The sequence below is a fragment of the Gordonia pseudamarae genome (genome assembly GCF_025273675.1).
GTDB lineage: Bacteria > Actinomycetota > Actinomycetes > Mycobacteriales > Mycobacteriaceae > Gordonia > Gordonia pseudamarae.
This window is the reverse complement of the sequence record NZ_CP045809.1, coordinates 4,223,322-4,245,142: the sequence shown is the minus strand read 5'-3', so window position 1 is coordinate 4,245,142 and position 21,821 is coordinate 4,223,322. Positions and strand designations below refer to the sequence as shown.

Annotated in this window: 21 protein-coding genes, 3 tRNA genes and 1 pseudogene; 14 read left to right on the top strand and 11 right to left on the bottom strand. The window is 68.2% G+C overall.

Annotation, left to right across the window (positions count from 1 at the left end; translation table 11 throughout):
* Nucleotides 1-22: 22 nt before the first annotated feature.
* Nucleotides 23-712: a response regulator transcription factor gene (locus tag GII31_RS18460; protein WP_213250680.1), complete on the top strand. Its 690-nt coding sequence runs from the start codon at nucleotides 23-25 to the stop codon at nucleotides 710-712.
* 20 nt (nucleotides 713-732) lie between these two features.
* Here GII31_RS18460 and GII31_RS18455 read toward each other — a convergent pair whose 3' ends face one another.
* The 7 genes and pseudogenes from GII31_RS18455 to GII31_RS18425 form a co-directional block, all read right to left on the bottom strand.
* Entirely contained in the window at nucleotides 733-2,184 is a 1,452-nt protein-coding gene (locus tag GII31_RS18455; protein WP_213244827.1) for a sensor histidine kinase, read from the bottom strand.
* A 76-nt stretch (nucleotides 2,185-2,260) separates the two neighbouring features.
* Entirely contained in the window at nucleotides 2,261-3,142 is an 882-nt protein-coding gene (locus GII31_RS18450; RefSeq protein ID WP_260840096.1) for a 1,4-dihydroxy-2-naphthoate polyprenyltransferase, read from the bottom strand.
* A 190-nt stretch (nucleotides 3,143-3,332) separates the two neighbouring features.
* Complete coding sequence (gene menE, locus GII31_RS18445) at nucleotides 3,333-4,661, bottom strand: o-succinylbenzoate--CoA ligase (protein WP_407649994.1); 1,329 nt, start codon at nucleotides 4,659-4,661, stop codon at nucleotides 3,333-3,335.
* 212 nt (nucleotides 4,662-4,873) lie between these two features.
* Nucleotides 4,874-5,167, bottom strand: a pseudogene (locus GII31_RS18440) (DUF3349 domain-containing protein); the annotation flags it as partial.
* A gap of 224 nt (nucleotides 5,168-5,391) precedes the next feature.
* Nucleotides 5,392-5,736, bottom strand: a complete 345-nt coding sequence (locus GII31_RS18435; RefSeq protein WP_213244823.1) for a DUF3349 domain-containing protein — start codon at nucleotides 5,734-5,736, stop codon at nucleotides 5,392-5,394.
* 162 nt (nucleotides 5,737-5,898) lie between these two features.
* Nucleotides 5,899-6,180, bottom strand: coding sequence for a hypothetical protein (locus tag GII31_RS18430; protein WP_260840095.1), 282 nt, complete (start codon nucleotides 6,178-6,180; stop codon nucleotides 5,899-5,901).
* 33 nt (nucleotides 6,181-6,213) lie between these two features.
* Complete coding sequence (locus GII31_RS18425; protein ID WP_213244819.1) at nucleotides 6,214-7,443, bottom strand: inorganic phosphate transporter; 1,230 nt, start codon at nucleotides 7,441-7,443, stop codon at nucleotides 6,214-6,216.
* 268 nt (nucleotides 7,444-7,711) lie between these two features.
* Between GII31_RS18425 and GII31_RS18420 the strand changes: the two genes are divergently transcribed.
* Nucleotides 7,712-8,764: an LLM class F420-dependent oxidoreductase gene (locus GII31_RS18420; protein ID WP_213250679.1), complete on the top strand. Its 1,053-nt coding sequence runs from the start codon at nucleotides 7,712-7,714 to the stop codon at nucleotides 8,762-8,764.
* A 210-nt stretch (nucleotides 8,765-8,974) separates the two neighbouring features.
* Here GII31_RS18420 and GII31_RS18415 read toward each other — a convergent pair whose 3' ends face one another.
* A complete protein-coding gene (locus GII31_RS18415; RefSeq protein ID WP_213244818.1) occupies nucleotides 8,975-9,934 on the bottom strand; it encodes a 1,4-dihydroxy-2-naphthoyl-CoA synthase in 960 nt (319 codons plus the stop codon).
* A gap of 188 nt (nucleotides 9,935-10,122) precedes the next feature.
* Between GII31_RS18415 and GII31_RS18410 the strand changes: the two genes are divergently transcribed.
* On the top strand, nucleotides 10,123-10,794 hold the full coding sequence (locus GII31_RS18410; RefSeq protein WP_246221946.1) for a PaaI family thioesterase: 672 nt from the start codon (nucleotides 10,123-10,125) through the stop codon (nucleotides 10,792-10,794).
* Nucleotides 10,795-10,846: 52 nt separating this feature from the next.
* Here the strand turns inward: GII31_RS18410 and GII31_RS18405 are convergent, their stop codons facing one another.
* On the bottom strand, nucleotides 10,847-12,127 hold the full coding sequence (locus tag GII31_RS18405) for a saccharopine dehydrogenase family protein (RefSeq protein WP_213244816.1): 1,281 nt from the start codon (nucleotides 12,125-12,127) through the stop codon (nucleotides 10,847-10,849).
* A 44-nt stretch (nucleotides 12,128-12,171) separates the two neighbouring features.
* Between GII31_RS18405 and menD the strand changes: the two genes are divergently transcribed.
* From menD to GII31_RS18390, 3 genes are read left to right on the top strand one after another with little or no spacing between them, the layout of a single operon-like run.
* Nucleotides 12,172-13,884 carry a 2-succinyl-5-enolpyruvyl-6-hydroxy-3-cyclohexene-1-carboxylic-acid synthase gene (menD, locus tag GII31_RS18400; RefSeq protein WP_213244814.1) on the top strand — a complete coding sequence of 571 codons (1,713 nt, stop codon included), beginning with the start codon at nucleotides 12,172-12,174 and terminating at the stop codon, nucleotides 13,882-13,884.
* A complete protein-coding gene (locus GII31_RS18395; RefSeq protein WP_322973034.1) occupies nucleotides 13,881-14,453 on the top strand; it encodes a DUF3592 domain-containing protein in 573 nt (190 codons plus the stop codon). Before menD ends, GII31_RS18395 begins: the two co-directional genes overlap by 4 nt.
* A 10-nt stretch (nucleotides 14,454-14,463) precedes the next feature.
* The gene (locus tag GII31_RS18390) at nucleotides 14,464-15,168 is read left to right on the top strand and encodes a demethylmenaquinone methyltransferase (protein WP_213244812.1); all 705 of its coding nucleotides are present in this window, start codon (nucleotides 14,464-14,466) and stop codon (nucleotides 15,166-15,168) included.
* Between the two features lie 41 nt (nucleotides 15,169-15,209).
* Here GII31_RS18390 and GII31_RS18385 read toward each other — a convergent pair whose 3' ends face one another.
* Entirely contained in the window at nucleotides 15,210-16,445 is a 1,236-nt protein-coding gene (locus GII31_RS18385; RefSeq protein ID WP_287383427.1) for a geranylgeranyl reductase family protein, read from the bottom strand.
* 102 nt (nucleotides 16,446-16,547) lie between these two features.
* Here GII31_RS18385 and GII31_RS18380 point away from each other — a divergent pair, with 102 nt between their 5' ends.
* Both GII31_RS18380 and htpX read left to right on the top strand, forming a co-directional pair.
* Complete coding sequence (locus GII31_RS18380; protein ID WP_246221945.1) at nucleotides 16,548-17,564, top strand: polyprenyl synthetase family protein; 1,017 nt, start codon at nucleotides 16,548-16,550, stop codon at nucleotides 17,562-17,564.
* 158 nt (nucleotides 17,565-17,722) lie between these two features.
* Entirely contained in the window at nucleotides 17,723-18,568 is an 846-nt protein-coding gene (gene htpX / locus GII31_RS18375) for a zinc metalloprotease HtpX (RefSeq protein WP_213250671.1), read from the top strand.
* A 45-nt stretch (nucleotides 18,569-18,613) separates the two neighbouring features.
* Here htpX and GII31_RS18370 read toward each other — a convergent pair whose 3' ends face one another.
* Entirely contained in the window at nucleotides 18,614-19,105 is a 492-nt protein-coding gene (locus GII31_RS18370) for a YajQ family cyclic di-GMP-binding protein (protein ID WP_213244809.1), read from the bottom strand.
* A 201-nt stretch (nucleotides 19,106-19,306) separates the two neighbouring features.
* Between GII31_RS18370 and GII31_RS18365 the strand changes: the two genes are divergently transcribed.
* From GII31_RS18365 to GII31_RS18340, 6 genes are all read left to right on the top strand, one after another.
* Nucleotides 19,307-19,387: transfer RNA gene (locus GII31_RS18365), tRNA-Tyr, on the top strand.
* A gap of 128 nt (nucleotides 19,388-19,515) precedes the next feature.
* Nucleotides 19,516-19,588: transfer RNA gene (locus GII31_RS18360), tRNA-Thr, on the top strand.
* Between the two features lie 23 nt (nucleotides 19,589-19,611).
* A tRNA-Met gene (locus GII31_RS18355) sits at nucleotides 19,612-19,685 on the top strand.
* Nucleotides 19,686-19,770: 85 nt separating this feature from the next.
* A complete protein-coding gene (rpmG, locus tag GII31_RS18350; RefSeq protein ID WP_005188102.1) occupies nucleotides 19,771-19,938 on the top strand; it encodes a 50S ribosomal protein L33 in 168 nt (55 codons plus the stop codon).
* 106 nt (nucleotides 19,939-20,044) lie between these two features.
* Nucleotides 20,045-21,139, top strand: a complete 1,095-nt coding sequence (locus tag GII31_RS18345; protein ID WP_213244807.1) for a fused (3R)-hydroxyacyl-ACP dehydratase subunits HadA/HadB — start codon at nucleotides 20,045-20,047, stop codon at nucleotides 21,137-21,139.
* A gap of 121 nt (nucleotides 21,140-21,260) precedes the next feature.
* On the top strand, nucleotides 21,261-21,635 hold the full coding sequence (locus GII31_RS18340; RefSeq protein WP_246221944.1) for a DUF4189 domain-containing protein: 375 nt from the start codon (nucleotides 21,261-21,263) through the stop codon (nucleotides 21,633-21,635).
* Nucleotides 21,636-21,821: the final 186 nt, after the last annotated feature.

The following is a 21,821-nucleotide window of genomic DNA, read 5'->3' as shown; positions in this document are numbered from 1 at the left end:
GAGAAGGGTGAGTAGCAAGGACATGCGCATCCTGCTGGTGGAAGACGACCGCAACGTGGCCGAGACGGTCCGGCGGACGCTCGTGTCGCAGAGTTGGGTGGTAGAGGTGACCGGCGACGGCGAGTCCGGCCTGCACAAGGCCCTTTCCGCGCACTTCGACGTCGTCGTGCTCGACATCATGCTGCCCGGGCTCAACGGCTACGAGGTGGTCCGCCGGATGCGTGCGGCCAAGGTGTGGACCCCGGTGCTGATGCTCACGGCCAAGAGCGGTGAATACGATCTCGCCGATGCCCTCGATCTCGGTGCCGACGACTACCTGACCAAGCCTTTCTCGGTGGTGGTGCTGATCGCGCGGTTGCGTGCGCTCGCCCGCCGGGTGGCCGCCGAACGTCCGACGGTGCTCACCGCCGGTGATCTGAGGCTGGATCCGGGGGCGCACACCGTTTTTCGGGGCGACAGTGAACTTTCCTTGACGCCAAGGGAATTCGCCGTCCTGGAGTATTTGATGCGCAACCGGGGGCAAGTGTGTGCCAAGGCGGACATCCTGGCCGCGGTGTGGGATGCGGAGGCCGGTGGTGACGACAATCTGGTGGAGGTCTACATCAGCTATCTCCGTCGGCGGGTCGACGCGCCCTTCGGTCGCCGTGCCATCGAAACGGTCCGCGGGCACGGCTACCGCCTGGCCGCCGACGGCGGTGCGCGCGTGTCCTGAACCGCCGCAACGTGATCGCGTCATGTGCTAACCGCCCGGGCGTCGTGGGGAGGTGTCTGACCCGGCGTCCCGGCCGTGGCCGCGGCCAGCGGCAAGGTGATCGCGAAGACTGCCCCGCCACCCGGGTTGTCCTCGGCGACAACGGTTCCGCCGTGTGCGCGGACGATATCGGCGACGATGGCCAGACCCAGTCCCGAACCGCCGCGGTCGCGATCACGGGCCGCGTCGAGCCTCACGAATCGGTCGAACACCCTCGTCTTGTCGGCGTCGGCCACACCGGGCCCGTTGTCGGCCACCGAGACCGTCACGGTGCCCGCCCGGTCGTCGCGGGAGATGGCGAACGACAGCGTGCTTCGCGTGTGCCGGGCGGCGTTGTCGGCGATATTGCGGACCGCCCGCGTGAGCTGGCCGGGATCGCCGTCGACGCGGGCCGCGACGATCGCCGACGAGACATCGGCCGGCGACAGGGCGCGCATCCGCGTGACCTCCGAGCGCACGATGTCGTCGAGGTCGACGCTCTGCGGAGTCGTCCGCATCCCCTTCTCATCGGCGCGGGCCAATATCAGCAGGTCCTCGACGAGTTGTCCGAGCCGGTGCGCATCCGGCAGCAGGATCGTCTCGATGGTGTGGATGTCGATCGGTTGGCCGGTGGTCCGGGCCAGGTCGAGCAGTCCGATGATCGTGGTCAGCGGGCTGTTCAGTTCGTGGGAGGCGTCGTTGACGAATTGCAGCTGCCGTGACCGGGAGTGTTCGATGCGTTCGAGCATTTCGTTCATCGTGCTGGCCAGTCCGGCGATCTCGTCGCCGGTGGCCGGCACGGTCAGTCGTCTGCTGGTGTCGCCGCCGGAAATGGCGTCGGCCTGTTTGCGGATGGATTCGACGGGGCGCAGCGCCCGGCCGACCAGGAAGTAGGTGAGCAGTGCGACGCCGATGATGATGCCGGGGAACACCATGCAGATGGTGTAGGCCACCGTGAGCACAGAGGTGGTGATCGGGCCCTGATCGGTGCTGACGATCACGGTGAGCGGGCCGTTCGGGGTGTCCACGCCCACCGCGTTGGCGGTGTAGGTGTAGTTGTAGCGGCCGACCACCCGGATGTCGCGGACGGTCTTGCTGCTCCCGGGCGGCAGGCTTGCCAGCAGCGGCCGGACACCGACGACGCTGGACTTCTCCACCTCACCGTCGGCGTCGATGATCACGACGTCGGCGACGTTGGGATCCCGCGCGAGCATCAGCGGTGTGATGGCGTGCAGTCCGTCGGCTTCGAGGGCGTCGGCGAGCTGCCGGGCCCTGTTCGCGCCGGCGGATTCGGCGTCCGCGATCAGGCTGCGATGCATCGTCAGCAGCATCCCGATGGCGGCCACGGCCATCGCGACGGTCACCACCGCGGTCGCCACCAGGGTGAGCCGGATGCGTACGGGACCGAGCCAGCGTCCTGCGCCGGGGCGGCGATTGTCGGCGGCGGATGACACGCGTCGACAGTAGGTCGACCTACGATTTGGTCGCCAGTGCTACTCAGGGAGCGCTAAGGACTCCCGGAGCCGGCTGCTAGCCCACGGCCAGCGCGCAGGCGGTGGCGACCGACCACAGCAGCATCGCCCGGCCGGTGGTGGCCAGCGACACGATCAGCGCCGGTCCGATGGCGCCGGTGCGCACCGGCCCCGCGGCCACCCAGGCCAGTGGCGCGGCGAGCAGGCCGATGAGGGCCCACCAGGTGGCCGGGATCAGTACGACCGAGACGATCAGCGGCACCGCGAGCAGTGCGCCGAACAGAACGCGGGTCCGGGCGTCGCCGAGCCGGACGGCGAGGGTGATCTTGCCCGATTCGGTGTCCGACGGGATGTCGCGCAGGTTGTTCACCACCAGCACGGCGCTGGAGAAGCAACCGACGGCCACCGCGCACAGCAGTCCCACCCAGTCGACGGTGTCGGCGGTGACGAACTGGGTGCCGAGCACGGCGACGAGACCGAAGAACACGAATACCGCGATCTCACCGAAACCGAGGTAGCCGTAGGGCGAGCTGCCGCCGGTGTAGAACCACGCACCGGCGATGCAGACGACGCCGACGGCCACCAGCCACCACGCGGTACTGACGGCCAGCACCAGCCCGCACACAGCGGCGATGCCGAAGCATAGGAACGCGGCCCGCCTGACCGCCGCAGGGGCGGCCGCGCCGGACCCGACCAGACGCATCGGGCCGACCCGGTCGTCGTCGGTGCCGCGGATGCCGTCGGAGTAGTCGTTGGCGTAGTTGACACCGATGATCAGCGCCAGCGCCACCGCGAGTGCGAGTGCCGCCCGCCACCACGACAGGTCGCCGGTGCCGGGTACCGCGTGGGCGGCGGCGCCGAAGCCCGCCACGACCGGAGAGATCGCGTTGGGGAGGGTGTGTGGGCGCGCGCCCTGGATCCACTGCTGTGCGGTAGCCACCGTCCGATCCTCGCACGCGGTGGGCGCGCTCGACGCATCCAGGTGATGCGGGTCGGGGGTGTTCGGGGATTCTTTCCCGGGACTTGTCGACGTGACACGCCAGGTAGGTGCCGATTTTAGGACCTTGGCCCCTAGTAGCGGGACGTTCGGGATGAATTGGAGGTGGCGTTTTCGCTCGGGGCGTGGCACACTATGTGAAGTCTCTTCCCGGAGACTTGCGCCCTGCCTGCATCCCCCCCAAGTCGGCAGGGCGCTTCTCCGTTTCCGGGGTCTTTTTCTCCCCGGTCAGGCGTGCGCGCAGCGCGGCCCGGTCGGGTTTTCCCGGACCACGCATCGGCAGGGTATCGACGACGATCACTTCTCGTGGCGCCGCGAAACGATCGAGCCGGGACGCCACCAGTGCGGCGATGGCCCGGCCGTCGACCGTTTCGGAGCCCGAGGCGACGACCGCGGCCACCACCTTCTCGCCCAGCCGCGGGTCGGGCAGGCCCAGCACCACGCATTCGGCGACGGTGCGATCTGTGAGGATCACCTCCTCGACGACCTCGGGCAGGATGGTGAGTCCGCCGGTGCTGATCGCCTGGTCGGCGCGCCCGACCACCCGCAGCAGCCCGGCATCGAGGACTCCGACGTCGTCGGTGCGGAACCAGCGCCGCCCGCTGTCCGATCTCCCGGGGATCGTGTGTGCGGTGCCCGGACGTCCCGGCGCGAAGGCCGGGTGGTCCGGCAGGTTCCGGTAACCGTGGGCCACCACCGGCCCGCCCAGCAGGATCCGGCCGGGGCCGGGGTTCTCGGGATTCTCCGGGGTGTCGGGGGTGTCGGGGGAACTGTCGATCAGCACCTCGATCCCGTCGAGCGGAGTGCCGTCGTAGACACAGCCACCCGCGGTCTCGCTCATCCCGTACGTGCACACGACGGCCAGCCCCGCGTCGACCGCTCTGTGCCGCAACGGCTCCGGCGTCGCGGCGCCGCCGACGAGGATCGCGTCGAACGATCCGGCGGCCGCGACGGCGGTCGGGGAGTCCAGAACCTTGATCAGTTGGGTGGGCACCAGTGAGGTGTACCGCCGGTCGCCGTCGAGCCGGTCGGCGCCGCCGATGAAGTCATCGACGTCGAAACCGGCCCGCACGTCGACGACTCCTGGCCGGTAACCCGCGCCGATGGCCCGCAGCAGTACCTGCAGGCCGGCGATGTGGTGCGGTGGCAGGGTCAGCAGCCAGTTGCCGGGCCCGCCCAGGAACGCCTCGGTGGCCTTCGCCGAAGCACGCAGCGTGGCGGCGGTGTGTTGCGCGCCCTTGGGTGTACCGGTCGAACCGGAGGTGGAGATCACCAGGGTGACCTCGTCGGCGATCGGTTCACCGGCGCCGAGTGCGCCGCACAACCGGGCCGCGGCCGCGGCATCGTCGGGCACCGGCAGCACCGCGTGGCGGCTGTCGTCGTCGAGCAGGGCCGCGAGCACCTCGGTATGTGCCAGCACCTGTGGCGCACCCACCAGTTCCAGCGGGTGCAACCGGTTCAGGAGTCGTCTCCGGTCTCGTCGTCCTGCACACCGGCGCCGTGCTGCCCGGCAGGTGGGGGTTCGGCCTGCGGGGGTTCGGCCTGCGGGGGTTCGGACGGAAGGGGTTGGGCCTGTGGGGATTCGGGCCCGGTGGTCGCCGCGGGAGGCGGATCCGGCCGGTCCCCGTCCGGTGGCCGACGATGCGGAAACAGCGTGTCGGCGAGTGGTTCGTCGTCGAACGGCCAGCCCGCCGCGATGAGCAACTGGCGCACCCGGGCGATATCGGCCTCGTGGGGGAGTTCCTCGGTGACCTTGGTGATGCGGACCCCGGCGTCGATCTTGGATATGGGCTCGAGCGCCTGCAGTGAGTCGTCGATCAGATCGCCGGTCACCTGGTCGAGTTCGTCGGCGGAGAGCTGACGGCGGAGCAGTGCCACGAGCGGGATGTAGTCGCCCTGGGGTACCCCGTTGGGGTACCCGGCCCGCAACCATTCGACGATCTTTTTGAGTAGCTGTGGTCGGTCCACGATCGCCTCCGTTCTTCGTGCCAGATGCGGCCTCGATGTTTCCGGTGTCCGGTACGTCTTCCGGTTTCCGGTACCCGGCCGCGCGGGCGGCCAGGTGCGCCGGATCCTTCCCAGTACACACCCTGCGCGGCGCCGCGGCCCGGATGCAGGTAGTGAACGTGCCGATTCGGCGCCAACCCCGGTGGGGTCGGCGCCGAGCTGACGGTCGTCGGTCCGTGCCCTTATCAGGCGTGCACCTCGTCATCGTTGGTTTCGGAGGTGTGTGCCTGGGCGCGGGCGAGCGGCCAGCCCGCCGCGGCCAGCCGGGCCGCCACCTGGTTGATCTTCTCTCCGGTCGGCTTTTCGTCCGTGGCCTTGGCGATGGCCTCACCGATGTTGTCCTCGGTGAGCGGCACGTCGAGATCATGGTCGCGGGCCAGACGCAGCACCACATCGGTCACCTGCCGTTCGTCCAGCGAACGCACCAGCAGGGCGAGCAGCGGGGGAAAGTCGGTGGCCGGGATGCCTTCGGGGTACCCGGCGCGGATCCAGTTGACGGCGGCTTCGAAGGGCGAGACATTGTCGGTCATAGGAGTTCTCCTTTCGGGCGGTTGCCGATGAAACAGGAATCCCGTTCCTTCAAGGACGGGAGGAGTCAAGAAAGCGGTGAGCCTCTCGCGATGGTTGGTCGGGCCGGCGGGTCGATACGGGGACCGGTCGGTACCGGCGACTGGACCGGTACCGGCTACAGGTCAGTACACGGACTCGGGGAAGACCCGGATGCCGAGGTGATAGTCGAGGGTGTGCCGGCAGACCCAGAGGATGCCGACGATGATCACGGCCACCACCAGCCCGAACAGCAGGTAGCCGGCCGCCTTGAGAGCCGGATTGGGCGCGGTCACCGTGCCGTCGGCGTGTTCGTCACCCGCGCCGTCGGCGTGCAGTTTGAGTCCGACCGCGAAGAGCGCGGGCAGTCCGGCGCCCAGGATCAGGCCCACGACCAGCACTTTGGCGATTGATTCGACTGTGTGCATTTTCTGTCAGTCCTTAGCTGGTTGGCTCGGGCCCTAGACCGAGGCCGGGCGGGAGGTCGGGTCGTCACCGGCGGGCAGAACCGAATTGCCCTCGTCGTCCCAGTCGGCGTTGACGTTGTTGTGGTCGACCTTGTTCTGCTGGGCGCGCCAGTACATGTAGCCCGAGGCGGCCACGAGGATCACGAAGATCACGATCGCGCCGGAGACATCGCCGATGAGGTGGCCGACCCAGAAGCACAGGGCACCGACCGCGGCGGCGGCGGGCAGGGTGGTGACCCAGGCGACGGCCATCCGGCCGGCGACGCTCCAGCGGACCTCGGCACCCTTCTTGCCGACGCCGGTACCCAGGATCGAGCCGGTGGCCACGTGGGTGGTCGACAGCGCCATGCCCGCGGTGGACGACGTGAGGATGATCGCCGCGGACGACGCCTCGGCGGCCATGCCCTGCGGGGAACTGATCTCCACCAGGCCCTTGCCCAGCGTGCGGATGATGCGCCAGCCGCCCAGGTAGGTGCCCAGTGCGATCGCGAACGCGCAGGTGAAGATGACCCAGATCGGCAGGCCGTCGCCGACGGTTCCGGCGTCGAGGTGGTCGGTGGCGATCAGCGCGAGGGCGATGACGCCCATGGTCTTCTGGGCGTCGCCGGTGCCATGGGAGAGTGCGACGAGGGAGGCGGTGGCGATCTGCCCGTACCGGAAGCCGGTTTCCTTGTTCTTCTCGGCCACCGACGCGGTGATCTTGTAGATCAGCCAGGTACCCGTGGCGGCGACGAGGCAGGCGATCACGGGTGCGGCCAGTGCGGGCACCAGGATCTTGTTGGTGATGCCCTCCCAGTTGACGCCGCTGGTGCCGATGGCCGCCAGACCCGATCCGATCAGTCCACCGAACAGGGCGTGCGAGGAACTCGACGGCAGGCCGAACAGCCAGGTGAACAGGTTCCAGAGGATGCCGCCGATGAGGCCGGCGAAGATGATCAGCAGCGCCTTCTGGGCGTCGAGACCGGCAACCAGCTCGCCGGTGTGCTCGCCCGTGGTCTCCTGGATCTTCAGGACGTCCTTGGTGATGGTTGCCGCGACCTCGACGGACAGGAAGGCGCCGACGAGATTGAGGATCGCGGCCAGGGTGACCGCCATTTTTGGCTTGAGGGCACCGGTGGCGATCGAGGTTGCCATGGCGTTGCCGGTGTCGTGGAATCCGTTGGTGAAGTCGAAACCCAGTGCGGTGATGACAAGCAGCACCAGGATAAGCATCTCTCCGCTCATGCTCATCATCATGCGGTGCGACGGGCGTTCGCACCTAACTTTCGGACAGCCAAAAGACCCCTATTGACGTGCTTGTTTGCCCGGAGGATCCATCTGTTCATCGAGAGTTCACGTAGCGGCGGCCAAGTGGATATCTTCTGGTGGGTGGCAGGGAGCATTTGGTCCCGTGCCGTTGGTCCGCCGATAACCGGGACGATGCCGGTAAGTCGCCGACCGACCGCTCGGACAAGTGTGGAAGAATCCGACCATGACGTCATCTGGGGCACCGATGAAGCTGGGAATGCCGATCAACTATGCCGGCGATTTCCGCGAGACCATTGACAATCTCGGAGATTTCGAGCGCGCCGGAGTGCGGCGGGTGACCGTTCCGGAGGCGTACAGCTTCGACGCGGTCAGCCAACTCGGCTACATCGCCGCCCGCACCGAGAAGATGGAATTGCAGACCGGCATTCTGCCGATGTTCTCGCGCACCCCCACCAACCTGGCGATGACCGCCGCCGGACTGGACTACATCTCCGGTGGCCGCGCGGTCCTGGGCATCGGCGCCTCCGGCCCCCAGGTCATCGAGGGCTTCCACGGTGTGCCCTACAACGCCCCGCTGGGCCGGGCCCGCGAGCATGTCGAGATCTGCCGCAAGGTGTGGCGACGCGAGCCGGTCGACTTCGACGGCAGGTACTACCATCTGCCGCTGGATGCCGAGCACGGCGGATCCGGCCTGGGCAAGGCACTCAAGATCATCAATCATCCGGTGCGGGAACGCATCCCGATGCTGCTGGCGGCTATCGGTCCCAAGAACACCGAGTTGGCGGCCGAACTCTTCGAGGAGTTCCAGCCGTTCCTGTTCCACCCCGAATACGTCGACGCCGCGTTCGGTGACGCGCTGGCCGCGGGCAAGGCCAAACGCAGCCCGGACCTGCCGCCGCTGAGCATCGTGGTGAACGCGGCGGCACTGATCACCGACGACGCCGACCAGATCGCCGCGGCCACCGAACAGGTCCGGCACCACTACGCGTTGTACATCGGCGGTATGGGCGCCCGCGGCAAGAACTTCTACAACACCCTCGTCGTCCGCTACGGTTTCGCCGACGAGGCCACGCTGATCCAGGATCTGTACCTGGACGGCAAGAAGGCCGAGGCCGCGGCCGCGGTCCCGCAGGATCTGGTCGATTCGACCGTGCTGATCGGGCCCCGGTCGAAGGTTGCCGAGCGGGTCGAGGCATTCCGCGCCGCAGGCGTGGGAGTGTTGCTGGCCGCACCGTCGGCGCGCACCCACGCCGAGCGTGTCGAGGACATGGAGATCCTGAGCGAACTGATCGGCTGAGCACCGCGGGCCGTCCTCCCGCGAATCTTCTGTGGCTAAACCGCTGCGTCCAAACCTCTGCGCCCAAACCTCTGCGCCTAAACCTCTGCGGCGGCGGCGAGAGATATGGGCGCCGTCGCCGGTCGGTCGTCAGGGGCACGGCATCCGGCCGGCCGGAGATCCCGGCCGGCCGTCGCCGTCAGGGGCAGTGCCGCCAGTGGTGGTACGCCGTCAGTAGTAGTACGGGAAGGCGTCCCAGTCGGGGCTGCGCTTCTCCAGGAAAGCGTCACGGCCCTCCACCGCCTCGTCGGTCATGTACGCCAACCGGGTCGCCTCACCGGCGAACACCTGCTGTCCCATCAACCCGTCGTCGGTGAGGTTGAACGCGAACTTGAGCATCCGCTGCGCCGTCGGAGACTTGCCGTTGATGGTGCGCGCCCACTCGATCGCGGTGTTCTCCAACTCGGCGTGGTCGACGACGCGGTTGACCGCGCCCATCCGGTGCATCGTTTCGGCATCGTAGGCCTCGCCGAGGAAGAATATCTCCCGGGCGAACTTCTGGCCGACCTGCTTGGCGAGGTAGGCGCTGCCGTAGCCGGCGTCGAACGAGCCCACGTCGGCGTCGGTCTGTTTGAACCGGGCGTGCTCACGTGAGGCGAGTGTCAGGTCGGCCACCGCGTGCAGCGAATGTCCACCGCCCGCGGCCCAGCCGTTGACCACCGCGATCACCACCTTCGGCATGGTGCGAATGAGTCGCTGCACCTCCAGGATGTGTAGCCGCCCGCCCTCGGCCTTCACCCGTGCCTCGTCGACGCCCTCGATGCCGGCCGCCGCCACATTCGTGTCGTGGCTGGTGGCGTACTGGTAGCCGGACCGGCCGCGGATCCGCTGGTCTCCGCCGCTGCAGAAGGCCCAGCCGCCGTCCTTGGGACTGGGCCCGTTGCCGGTGAGCAACACCGTGCCCACATCGGGGGAGCGGCGCGCGTGATCGAGGGCGCGGTACAACTCGTCGACGGTGTGCGGCCGGAACGCGTTGCGTACCTCCGGCCGGTCGAAGGCGATGCGCACGATGCCGTTGGCCCGGCCCTCGCCGGAGTGCCGGTGGTAGGTGATGTCGGTCAGATCGTCGAATCCGGGGACCGTCGCCCACTGGGTCGGATCGAAGGGTCCCGCTGCCGGTGAGGTGCTCATGGCTACTCACATTAGGCGCCTGGCCATTCGATCCGGTCTCCACCCGAATGCCGGGCCCGCCCGATCGGCCGGCGCGACCGTCAGGTCGATGGCCGGTACCCGGATTCGTCACGCCGATCGGTCCGGTACGCGCATCCTTGAGGGAACCGCGGTACCCGTGATTGAACACGTCCTACTACGGTGATGGGATGAGTGACGCGCAAGACATGGTGACCGGTGTGAACGCCGGGTCCGCAGCCGAGGAGAACACACACCGGGGCGGCTTCCGGCCGATCGACCCGGCCGTCGGAGACCGGGGCGGCCCCCGCTACGGCGAGTTCATCGAGCAGGTGCGGCTGTTCATGGACAACGTGCGCCTGGGGTGCCCGACACCGGAGCTCGGCGACGAACTCATCGACATCCTCAAAGACGTCAACGCCAAACTCGCCGACGTGCAGATCGACGAGTGGCACACCCCGTCCGGCACCCGTATCGACCTGCCCGCCCGCGGCAACATCACCCTGCCGCCGTTCGTCGTCGACCACGTCGATCACGACAACGGCGCGGTCGAGGCGACCGTGACGTTCACCAACTATCACCTCGGCGGCAACAGGGCCGCCCACGGCGGGCAGATCGCCATCGCCTTCGACGACATCGGCGGCTACGCCTCGGCGGTGGCCACCGCCGGGATCTGTCGCACCGGCTACCTGCGGGTCGACTACCGCTCGGTCACCCCGCTCAACACACCCCTCACGGTGCGTGCGTGGGCCGACCGCATCGACGGGCGCAAGGCGTTCATCAAGGGCACCATGCACGACGGCGAGCGCCTGTGCGCAGAGCTCGACGGCCTGTTCATCCGGCTCAACCCCGGCCAGCCGTAACACCCGCTACGGCCTGGGTGCCACAGCGTTGCCGCGCGACATCGTTGCGGTGCTACAGCGCGACGGCGTCGATGGTGCAGCCCGCGCGGCGAAGGCGTGCGATGAGCGCATCGCCCATCGCCACCGCGGGCGTGAGCACACCGTGGCGCTCGGGCAGCGAGTCCCGGTCGAGGGCCAGTGTCAGGGCGCTTTCGCCGAGCATCACCGCCGTCGCCTTGTAACCAGGATCGCCGTGCGCGCGGAAACGGGACCGGTAACGTCGCCCCGTGGTGCTGGTGGTGAATGTCTCGACGGTGAAGTGCCCTCTGTCCCTGGTCTTCTTGTTCGGTCCGTCGCCGGGGGCGGGCAGGATGCGGTCGAGCAGTATGCGGGTGGGTCGTAGACTCATCGCCCCCAGGAAAGCGCCGGTGCCCACACCCACCAGCCCGGCGGTCACCGCCGACACCACCGGGATGTCGCCGACGTTCATCGTTTCCCCGTAGTGGAAGTTCTCGCCGTAGGCGTTGTCCAGCAGGGTGTTCGAGCGCCGGACGATGCGGGTGTTGTGTGAGGCCATGAAGAACGGGGCCAACGTGCCCGACAGTGACGGATCGACCTTGCGCGCCGAGACGATGTTGAGATCGCTGGGCTCCGAACGCATGCCGGCGCGGGGCGGGCTGCCCGGGCCCGACGAGAGCGCCTGCGGATTGAGCATCAGCCTGCGCACCTGCGGGTCCTTGGCCTGTTCGGCGATCACCCGCACCGAGTCGATCGTGCCGCCGGACACCCCGCCGCGGACCGACTGCAACACGAGGGTCGTGTCGGTGAGCTCCCCGGCGCCGTCGTCGGCGATCGTGCGGTACAGCGCCCACACCGTCAGGTCCGACGGGACCGAATCGAAACCGCACGAATGCACGATGCGGGCGCCCGAGGCCGCGGCGATGTCGTGGGCCTTGTCGATGGAGAACCGGACGAACGGCACCTCGCCGGTCAGATCGACATAGTCGGTACCGGCAGTGGCCGCGGCGACCACCAGCGCCTCCCCGTATTTGAGGTAGGGGCCGACGGTGGTGCACACCACGCGGGTGCGGGCCACCATCGCATCCAGCGACGCCGGCGAATCGGCGTCCGCGATGATCACCGGCCAGCCCGCCGCGGCACCGCCGATCCGCTCGCGGACGGCGACGAGCTTGGTCTCCGATCGACCCGCCAGCGCGATCCGTGTCCCGGCGGGCGCATGGTCTGCCAGATAACGGGTGGTCAACTCGCCGACAAAACCCGACGCGCCGAACACCACCACATCGAACTCACGTGCGTCGGAGCCGCCGGACGCCACGGTTGCGTCTTCACTCATGCCGCCGACTCTAGCGCTCCGCCGCACACATCTAGGGTGGGAGGATGCACGAGGCGCACACCGAACACCCATCGACCCTGCAGGCCCGGGTGATCGTCGACGAACTGGTCCGCGGCGGGGTGCGCGAGGCGGTGCTGTGCCCGGGCTCGCGGAACGCGCCGCTGGCGTTCGCGCTGCACGCGGCCGACGCGACCGGACGGCTGCGGCTGCACGTGCGGATCGATGAGCGCTCGGCAGGGTTCCTGGCACTCGGTCTGGCTGCGGCGTCGCGGCATCCGGTGCCGATCATCATGACCAGCGGCACCGCCGTCGCCAACATGTCACCGGCGGTGTTCGAGGCCAACTATGCCCGGATCCCACTGGTGGTGGTGTCGGCGAACCGGCCGTACGAACTGCTCGGGTCCGGCGCCAACCAGACCGTCGAACAGTTCGGCATCTTCGGCACCCAGGTGCGGGCGGCGATCAGCCTCGGCCTGGCCGAACAGGACCTCGACACCAATTCGCAGTGGCGTTCGGCGGTCGGCCGGGTACTCGCGGCCGCGCGCGGCGCGCGCACCGGCAACGCCGGACCCGTCCAGTTCGACATCCCGCTGCGCGAACCGCTTGTGCCGGCCCGCCCGGGCGGTGCCGACCAGGACCCGTGGGAACTGGGCAGGTTCGCCGGACGCCCGGACGGGCTGCCGTGGACGCAGGCACCCACCGGCAGACTCGATGTGCCGCTGCCCATCGACCTGTCACTGGACACCGTCGTCGTCGCCGGGCACGGCGCGGGCATCCACCCCGAACTCGCCGCGGTGCCCACCGTCGCCGAGCCCACCGTCAGCACACCCCCCGGTGGGGGCCCGGGCTCCACACCGTTGCATCCGCTCGCCCTCGACCTGATCTCGCCACGGCAGGCCATCATCTGTGGGCGGCCCACCCTGCACCGGGGAGTGTCTCGACTGCTCGCCGACCCCGATGTGCGTGTGTACGCGCTCACCACCGGCCCTCGCTGGCCCGACGTGTCCGGCAATGTGTACGCCACCGGCACTCGTGCCGAGGTCACCGGCGCCCCCGGCGAGACCTGGCTCAAACACTGCGCCACCGTCCAGCACCGGGTGGTGACCGCCGTCGACGCCGAACTCGACGTGGCCGGCACCACCACCGGACTGCACGTGGCGCGGGCGGTGTCGGCGGCGCTGCGGCCCGGCGACCAGCTGGTGGTGGGCGCCAGCAATCCGATCCGCGACATCGCGCTCGCCGGTCGGGTCAATCCGGAGGTGCGGGTGCTGTCCAATCGGGGTGTCGCCGGTATCGACGGCACCAACTCCACCGCCATCGGTGCCGCCCTGGACCTGCAATCGCGCGACCCCGATGCCCGCACCGTCGCCCTCATGGGTGACCTGACGTTCATCCACGACGCCACCGGACTGGTCATCGGCCCCGGCGAGCCACGGCCGGCCAATCTGCGGATCGTCGTGGCCAACGACGACGGCGGCGGCATCTTCGGCCTCCTTGAACAGGGTGACCCCAGATTCAACACCGGCCCGTACGCCGGCGCCTACGAGCGGGTGTTCGGCACCCCGCACCGCACCGACCTGGCCGCCCTGTGCGCCGGATTCCACATCGAGCACCGCCGCGTGGACGTCGGCGAGCTCGTCGCCCACCTGCAGACCGACGTGCCAGGTGGCCTTGAGGTGGTGGAGGTCAGCACCGATAGGTCACGGCTGCGCGATCTGCACGCCGCGATCGCGACCCGTTGTCGGGGCGCCCGATGACCCCGTCGACCCCGATGACCCCGTCGACCGCCCACACCCGGGGCCGGGGTCTCTCCGCCCGACCGGCCGTCCCGCGATGGTCGGGGCCGCTCAACCCGACGCTGTTGCGCCGCGTCCAGAAGGGACTGCTGCTGATCGGGCTCATCGGCACCGTGATGGGTGTGATCCTGGTGGTCGCCTGCTTTCGCAACGACGGCCAGATCGAGGCGAACAAGGCCACGGTGATGGCCGACGTGCTGTCCGCCGACGCACTGCACGCCGACGTCAGTTTCCAGACCCCCGACGGCCAGCTGCACAGTCCACGACTTGGCCTGCTCTATCCCACCGAGCTGACCGAGGGGCAACGGATCAGCGTCGAATACGATGCCACCAACCCCGACCTCGCCCGTCCCGCCGGCCGCGACGCCACGCTGTCGATCATCCCGGCCCTGTCGGTGGTGGCTCTGCTGTGGCTGATCGTCGGCGTCATCGTCGTGGGCCTGGCCGAAACCAATCGCGGACTCATCGCCCGGGCCGGGGCGGGAGCCGATCGTGACACCTCCACCGATCGTGACATCTCCACGCAGTAGCGTTGACGCCATGGCTGATGCAGCAGGGCCCCGGACGCGGGCGACACTCGACAAGGACCCGGCCGAGGTCGCGGAGATGTTCGACGGCGTCGCCAAGCGCTACGACATCACCAACACGGTGCTCTCGTTCGGGCAGGACCGGCGCTGGCGGGCCGCCACCCGCAAGGCGCTCGCCCTCACCGACTCGGATGTGGTGCTCGACCTCGCCGCCGGCACCGCGGTGTCCACCGTTGAGCTGGCCAAGTCCGGGGCGCGCTGCATCGCCGCGGATTTCTCGCTCGGCATGCTCAAGGCGGGTGCCGGGAGACCGGTGCCCAAGGTGGCCGCGGACGCCTTGAACCTGCCGTTCGCCGACGAATCCTTCGACGCGGCCACGATTTCCTTCGGCCTGCGCAACGTCAACGACGTACCGCGCGCACTGGGCGAATTCCATCGGGTACTCAAACCCGGCGGTCGGCTGGTCATCTGCGAGTTCTCCACGCCCACGCTCGGTCCGTTCCGCACGGTCTACATGGAATACCTGATGAAGGCCCTGCCCTCGGTGGCCACCAGGGTTTCGAGCAACCCCGAGGCCTACGTGTATCTCGCCGAGTCCATCCGGGCCTGGCCCGACCAGTTCGACCTGGGCGAGCTGATCCGCGGCGCCGGATTCTCCGCGGTCCGCTGGCAGAACCTCACCGGCGGCATCGCCGCCATCCACTCCGCCGTCCGCTGACCGCCCCTGATCCTCCTGGGGCCGGTCGCGGGAGGAGCGGGTCAGCGGAACGGCGGACGGTCGTCGACACGGGTGGAGATGCGTCCGGCGGTGCGCCAGGCGCGCGCCACCAGGTCGGCGTCGTCGGGGGTGATCAGGTTGCCCATCACCCGCACCACCATCGACATCAGACGTGCCGACCGGATCCCGGGCCGTCCGAGCGCCGGCACCGCCTGTGGCACGGTGAGCACCCCGGCCAGTCGCCGGGCGGCGGAGAACGCCAGTCCGTAGTGCCCGGTGAGCACGTCACGCCAGCGGGTCGTGTAGTCGTCGGCACCGAGCAGTTCCACCGCCAGGCGCCCGGTCTCCATCGCGTAGTCGATACCCTCGCCGTTGAGGGGGTTGACGCATGCGGCGGCGTCGCCGATCAGCATCCAGTTGCGGCCGGCCACACCGCTGACCGCACCACCCATCGGCAGCAGCGCCGACGCCACCCGCATCGGGTTGCCGGCGATCCGCCATTCGTCGCGGACCTGCTCGGTGTAGTGCTCCAGGATCGGCCGCAGCTGCATGTTCGCCGGCCGCCGGGCGGTCGCGAGCGCACCCACGCCGATGTTGAGTTGCGCGCCGCCGAGGGGGAACACCCAGCCGTAGCCGGGCAGCAGCCCGCCGTCGGGACCGCGCAATTCCAGATGCGACCCCATCCATTCCTCGTCGGCGCGTTCCGATGACACGTACGCCCGTGCCGCGACCCCGTATGCGGTGTCGCGATGCCACTGTCGGCCGAGCACCTTGCCCAGGGTCGAACGCACCCCGTCGGCGACGATCACGTCCCGCACCCGGATCGTCGAGATCCCGTCCGGCCCGGCCAGGGTGACCGCCTCGACGCGGTCCCCGGCCAGCACCGCGTCGACCGCCTTGGTGCCCTGCAGCATGGTCGCCCCCCGTGCCACGGCGTGCGCGCGGATCTGTTCGTCGAGTTCGGTGCGGGCCACCGCGCTGCCGTGTTCGGGGAACCGGCCCGACGGCCACGGCACCTCGCTGGTGGCGCCCCACCCGGCCAGCCGCAATCCGCTGATCCGCGGCCGGCCGTCGAGCAGTCCGCGCAGGCCGACGGAGTCGAGTTCGGCCACGGCGCGCGGGGTGAGTCCGTCGCCGCACGTCTTGTCCCGGGGGAACGTCGCCGCGTCGACGAGCGTCACGTCGCGTCCGGCCGCCGCGGCATGGGCGGCGGCCGCGGCCCCGCCGGGACCGGCGCCGACGACCAGCAGGTCGGCGGGTTTCGGGGTGTTGATCACCCGACCAGTATGTCGGCAGTGGTGAACGGTTACGCTCACAGGCACGTGTGGTGGTCGTCGGTGGCCGCCGCGAGGAGAGCAACGAGATGGGCGGCACGGGACGTGAAGTCGACATTCGCCGGACTTGACCTGGGTACCGACGAGTTCGCCGAGGTGGTGCGGTCGGCGCTGGCCGATGTCGAGGAACTGCTGATCGCCGAGTTGTCCTCGGGCGATGCGATCATGACCGAGGCCGCGACCCATCTGGCCCGGGCGGGCGGCAAACGGTTCCGCCCGATGTTCGCGATCCTCGCCGCGCAGTTCGGTCCGGACCCGGGCGGCCGGGATGTCATCACCTCCGCGACGGTGGTGGAGATGATTCACCTGGCGACCCTCTACCACGACGACGTGATGGACGAGGCGCCGATGCGCCGTGGTGCGCAGTCGGCCAATTCGCGCTGGTCCAACAGCATCGCCATCCTCTCCGGTGACTTCCTGTTCGCACGGGCCTCGAGGCTGGTGTCGACGCTGGGTCCCGACGCAGTGCGGATCATCGCCGAGACATTCGCCGAGCTGGTCACCGGCCAGATGCGCGAGACGGTCGGTGCGGGTGAGGGCGTCGACCCGATCGATCACTATCTGAAGGTGGTGTGGGAGAAGACGGGGTCGCTGATCGCCGCCGCGGCCCGATTCGGGTCGATGGCCGCCCGCGCCGACGCCGACAGCATCGAGCGGCTGGCCCGGATCGGCGACATCATCGGCATCGCCTTCCAGGTGTCCGACGACATCATCGACATCTCCTCGGCGACCGGCGACTCCGGTAAGACGCCTGGCACCGACCTGCGCGAAGGCGTGCACACGCTGCCCGTGCTGTACGCGCTGCGGGGCGAGGACCCGTCGTCGCAGCGGTTGCGCGCACTGCTCCTCGACGCGGAGGGGAATCCGCGGGCGCTGACCGACGACGCCGAGGTGACCGAGGCGCTGGAACGGCTCAACGCCTCGCCCGGCATGGCCCGAGCCCACGCGAAACTGCAGTCCTACGCCGACGAGGCACTCGCCGAACTGGCCCGGCTCCCCGAGACGCCCGCCAGCGGTGCCCTCTCGTCCCTGGTCCGGTACACCATCGACCGCACCGGCTGACGAACGTCGTCCGATTCAGGGTCGGCTCGGCCACATGTGCTTGAGCGGGACGCTGTATCGGACGACATTGTCCGCCCTGGAACTCAACCGCATCTCGCGTACGTTTGACACAGTGAACCGGCCGTGTCGCCGGTGTCGATGTGGAAAGCGGGTGCGCGGTGCATTTCAACGGGCTCAAGACGGCGTTGTTGCTCGGAACGATGTCGGCGATCATCGTCGGGATCGGCGCGATGTTCCGAAGCCCGGTGATCCTGCTGGTGGCGATCGTCTTCGCCGTCGGCATGAACGGCTACGTGTACTTCAACAGCGCCAAGATGGCGTTGCGCTCGATGCGCGCCCAGCCTGTCACCGAGGTCCAGGCGCCGGTGCTGTACCGGATCGTGCGGGAACTGGCCACCATCGCCCATCAGCCGATGCCCGCGCTCTATATCAGCCCCACCGAGTCACCCAACGCGTTCGCCACCGGCCGCAACCCGCAGAACGCCGCGGTGTGCTGCACCGCGGGCATCCTGCAACTGCTCAACGAGCGGGAGCTGCGCGCGGTCCTCGGGCACGAACTGTCCCACGTGTACAACCGCGACATTTTGATCTCGTCGGTGGCCGGAGCGATGGCGTCGGTGATCACCGGTATCGCCAACTTCGCGTTCATGCTCGGCGGCAACCGCAACAACGGACCCGGTCTGCTCGGGGTGCTGGCGATCTCGCTGCTCGGTCCGCTGGCGGCCACCGTGATCAAGATGGCGGTGTCGCGTTCGCGCGAGTTCCAGGCCGACCAGTCCGGTGCCGAACTCACCGGTGATCCGCTGGCACTGGCGTCGGCGCTGGCCAAGATCTCCGGCGGCGTCGACAGAGCCCCGTTGGCGCCCGAACCCGCGATCGAATCGCAGAGTCACCTGATGATCGAGAACCCGTTCCGTGGCGGGGGACTGTCGAAGATGTTCTCGACGCATCCGCCGACCGAGGAGCGGATCGCCCGGCTGCAGGAGATGGCGCGGCGCGGTTGACGCGGGTGATCCGGGCAGGTGAACCCTGCCCGGATCACCCGACGATCACCGGTAGTTGACGAACTGCAGCGCGATCCCGAAATCGTCGCCCTTGAGCAGAGCGATGACGGCCTGCAGGTCATCGCGCTTCTTGCTCGACACCCGTAGCTCGTCGCCCTGGATTTGCGCCTTGACGCCCTTGGGGCCCTCGTCGCGGATCTTCTTGGAGATCTTCTTGGCGTGCTCGGAGTCGATGCCCTGCACGAGGTTGCCGGCGATCTTGTAGGTCTTTCCCGACGAGGTGACCTCGCCGGCGTCGAACGCCTTCAGTGAGATATCTCGCCGGATCAACTTCTCCCTGAATACCTCCAGCCCCGCCTGGGCGCGTTCCTCGGCATCGGAGGTGATCACGATGCCCTCCTCGCCGGACCACGCGATGGTGGTATTGGTGCCGCGGAAGTCGTAGCGCTGCGACAGTTCCTTGGCGGCCTGGTTGAGGGCGTTGTCGACTTCCTGGCGGTCGACCTTGCTCACCACGTCGAACGATGAATCAGCCATGGCTGACAGGGTAACCGCAGGCCCCGGCAGGGAAACCGCAGGCTCTGGCAGGGTTGCCGCAGTCCGCGGTCGTCCCGTCGTCGAGGCCTCTCACCGACTCTCGTGGCAGGCCTCTCACCAGGCGATTTGCGCTATGGGGCATGGTTCGTTGTATTCTTCACCGCGTTGTTCTGATCGGTTCACGCCGACACGGAACAACACGGCAGGTTGCCCGAGCGGCCAAAGGGAGCGGACTGTAAATCCGTCGCGCAAGCTACATAGGTTCGAATCCTATACCTGCCACAACGTGGTTTCTCGTCGAAGACGAGCGCGCCCACATCGCCCGGCGAACAGGCGATTTGGAACGTGCGAGGCTTGGTGTGTAACCTCGTAAAGGCTCTCGGGAAGCCCCACAAGGGCAACCCGGGTACGCCCCCTTAGCTCAGTCGGCAGAGCGTTTCCATGGTAAGGAAAAGGTCGACGGTTCGATTCCGTCAGGGGGCTCGCTGGACCGGACCAGTCCACAGGGCGGTGTAGCTCAGCTGGTTAGAGCGCACGACTCATAATCGTGAGGTCGAGGGATCGAGTCCCTCCACCGCTACTCACAACGGTGCATCGCGACGAGTTCTCGTTCTCCGAACCAGTCGTGAGCCAACCGAAGACCATGAACCCGAAAGAAGACTGCAGTGGCCTCCTCAACCGATGTTCGCCCCAAGATCACCTTGGCATGCGAGGTGTGCAAGCACCGTAACTACATCACGAAGAAGAACCGTCGCAACGATCCCGATCGCCTGGAGATCAAGAAGTTCTGCCCCAACTGCGGAACCCACCAGGCGCACAAAGAATCGCGTTGACACTGTTCGTCCACAGATTTGATCCCATAGCGACAAACCGCGGGCTGCCTCGATAGAGGCGGCCCTTCGGTGTTGTTGTGGCCCGTCTGATGAAGGAGACCACCGAATGTCCCAGGTGTCCGCCGAAGAGTTGACGCAGCGTGCGTTGGCGTTCCGGAGCGGTGAGCGGTCCTCGCCCGAGGAACTCGCGGCCCGAACCGCTGAGCTGGTGGGCTACCACTACACCGTGGACGACTACTTCGAGGTCGGGCGCGAGGACGTCCGTAGACACGCGCTCGCCGTCCAGGACGCCCACCCCGTGCATTGGCATGAGGCCAAGGCCCGTGATCTCGGTCATGACACCCTGATCGCCGCCCCGACCTTCGTCTCGATCATCGGTGTTGTCGCCCAGCGCAAACTGTTCGACGAGGTGATCGTGGGGTACGACCTGTGGTCGATCCTGCAGACCGATCAGCGGCTCATGTACCACCGGCCCATCAAGGTCGGCGATCAGCTCGTCTGCGATGTGACGCTCGATTCGTTCCGGCATGTCACCGGCCCGGAGATCGTCGACCTCATGGTCACCAAGAACGTCATCTGGAACCAGCACGGCGAGCCGGTGATGACCACCTGGACATCGCTCGCGGCCCGGCCGGGACTGGACATCGATCCCGCGCTCGTGGAGTCCCTCGACCACGTGATGATGAAGGTCGACACCGTGCCCGACCCGGGGAAGACCATCGTCGCGGACGCCGGCGCCGAGCGCAGGCCGGATCCGACCGAACTCCCGCAGGCATACGGGGCGATCGACTTCGATTCGCTCACCGTCGGCCAGGAACTGCCCGACAAGCGCTTTCTGCTGACGCGCGGCAACCTGGCCAACTACGCCGGCGTGGCCGGTGACCCCAACCCGATTCACTTCTCCGATCATGTCGTCAAGGCGGCCGGTCTGGAGGGCGTGGTGGCCCACGGCATGCAGACGATGGGCCTGGGCGCGAGTTATATCTCCGAGTTCATCGGTGATCCCGCCGCCTTCTGCGAGTACAACGTGCGCTTCACCAGCATGGTGTACGTGCCCGAGGACGACAGTGCGGCCGTCGACTTCACCGGCAAGATCAAATCGCTCGACCCGCAGAGCCGTCGTGGCACCATCGCGATCGTCGCCAAACAGGGCAGTCGGCGTATCTTCGGCCGGGCGCAGGCGGTCATCCAGTTCGGCTAGCGCCCGTTCGGGGCTGTCGCGTGTCACCCGACTCGGTGACGGATGAACAGTCGAACTCACTCGTGAGGTTGGTGAGAGCTCGCTGAGAATTGATAGATTCTCTCCTGTGAAAATTCGTCGCATGATAGCTACGGCTGGTATCGCACTGGGGGTTGTGGCCGGGGGGAGCCTGGCGTCGCCGACACCGCAGGCCGATGCCTATACATACAATTGGGGCGCCATCGCCTGGGACTGGGACGGGCGCACAGCAGCGGTGATCGACCGCGGCTCGAGCCAGGCCGCCGTCAACGCCGTCGTCCGCAGGTGCGGTCGGCACTGTGGATACTTCAGCTTCTACAACTCGTGCGGGGCCGTCGCCTACACCCACAATCTCTCGCATGTGGGCAGGTCGTGGGGCTACCAGACCGCACGCGGGGCCCGTGGCCGCGCGCTCAAGCAGCTGCCCCGGCGCGGCTACGTGGCGACCTGGGCGTGCACCACTCGTCCGGCCCGATAACCATCCGGTGTGCCCGGCCGGGATCGTCGTATCGTGGCCGGGCACACCCGAGTCCGGGGGCCGTTTTGGGTTCCCGGGTGTTCGTGATCTACACTGAACTGTCGATTGAATTGACTTGCGCGCTGCCCTGAGGGTGGCGCGTTGATTCTGTAGGACGCGGTTTGTCTTCGGGCGTCGTTTCGGAGA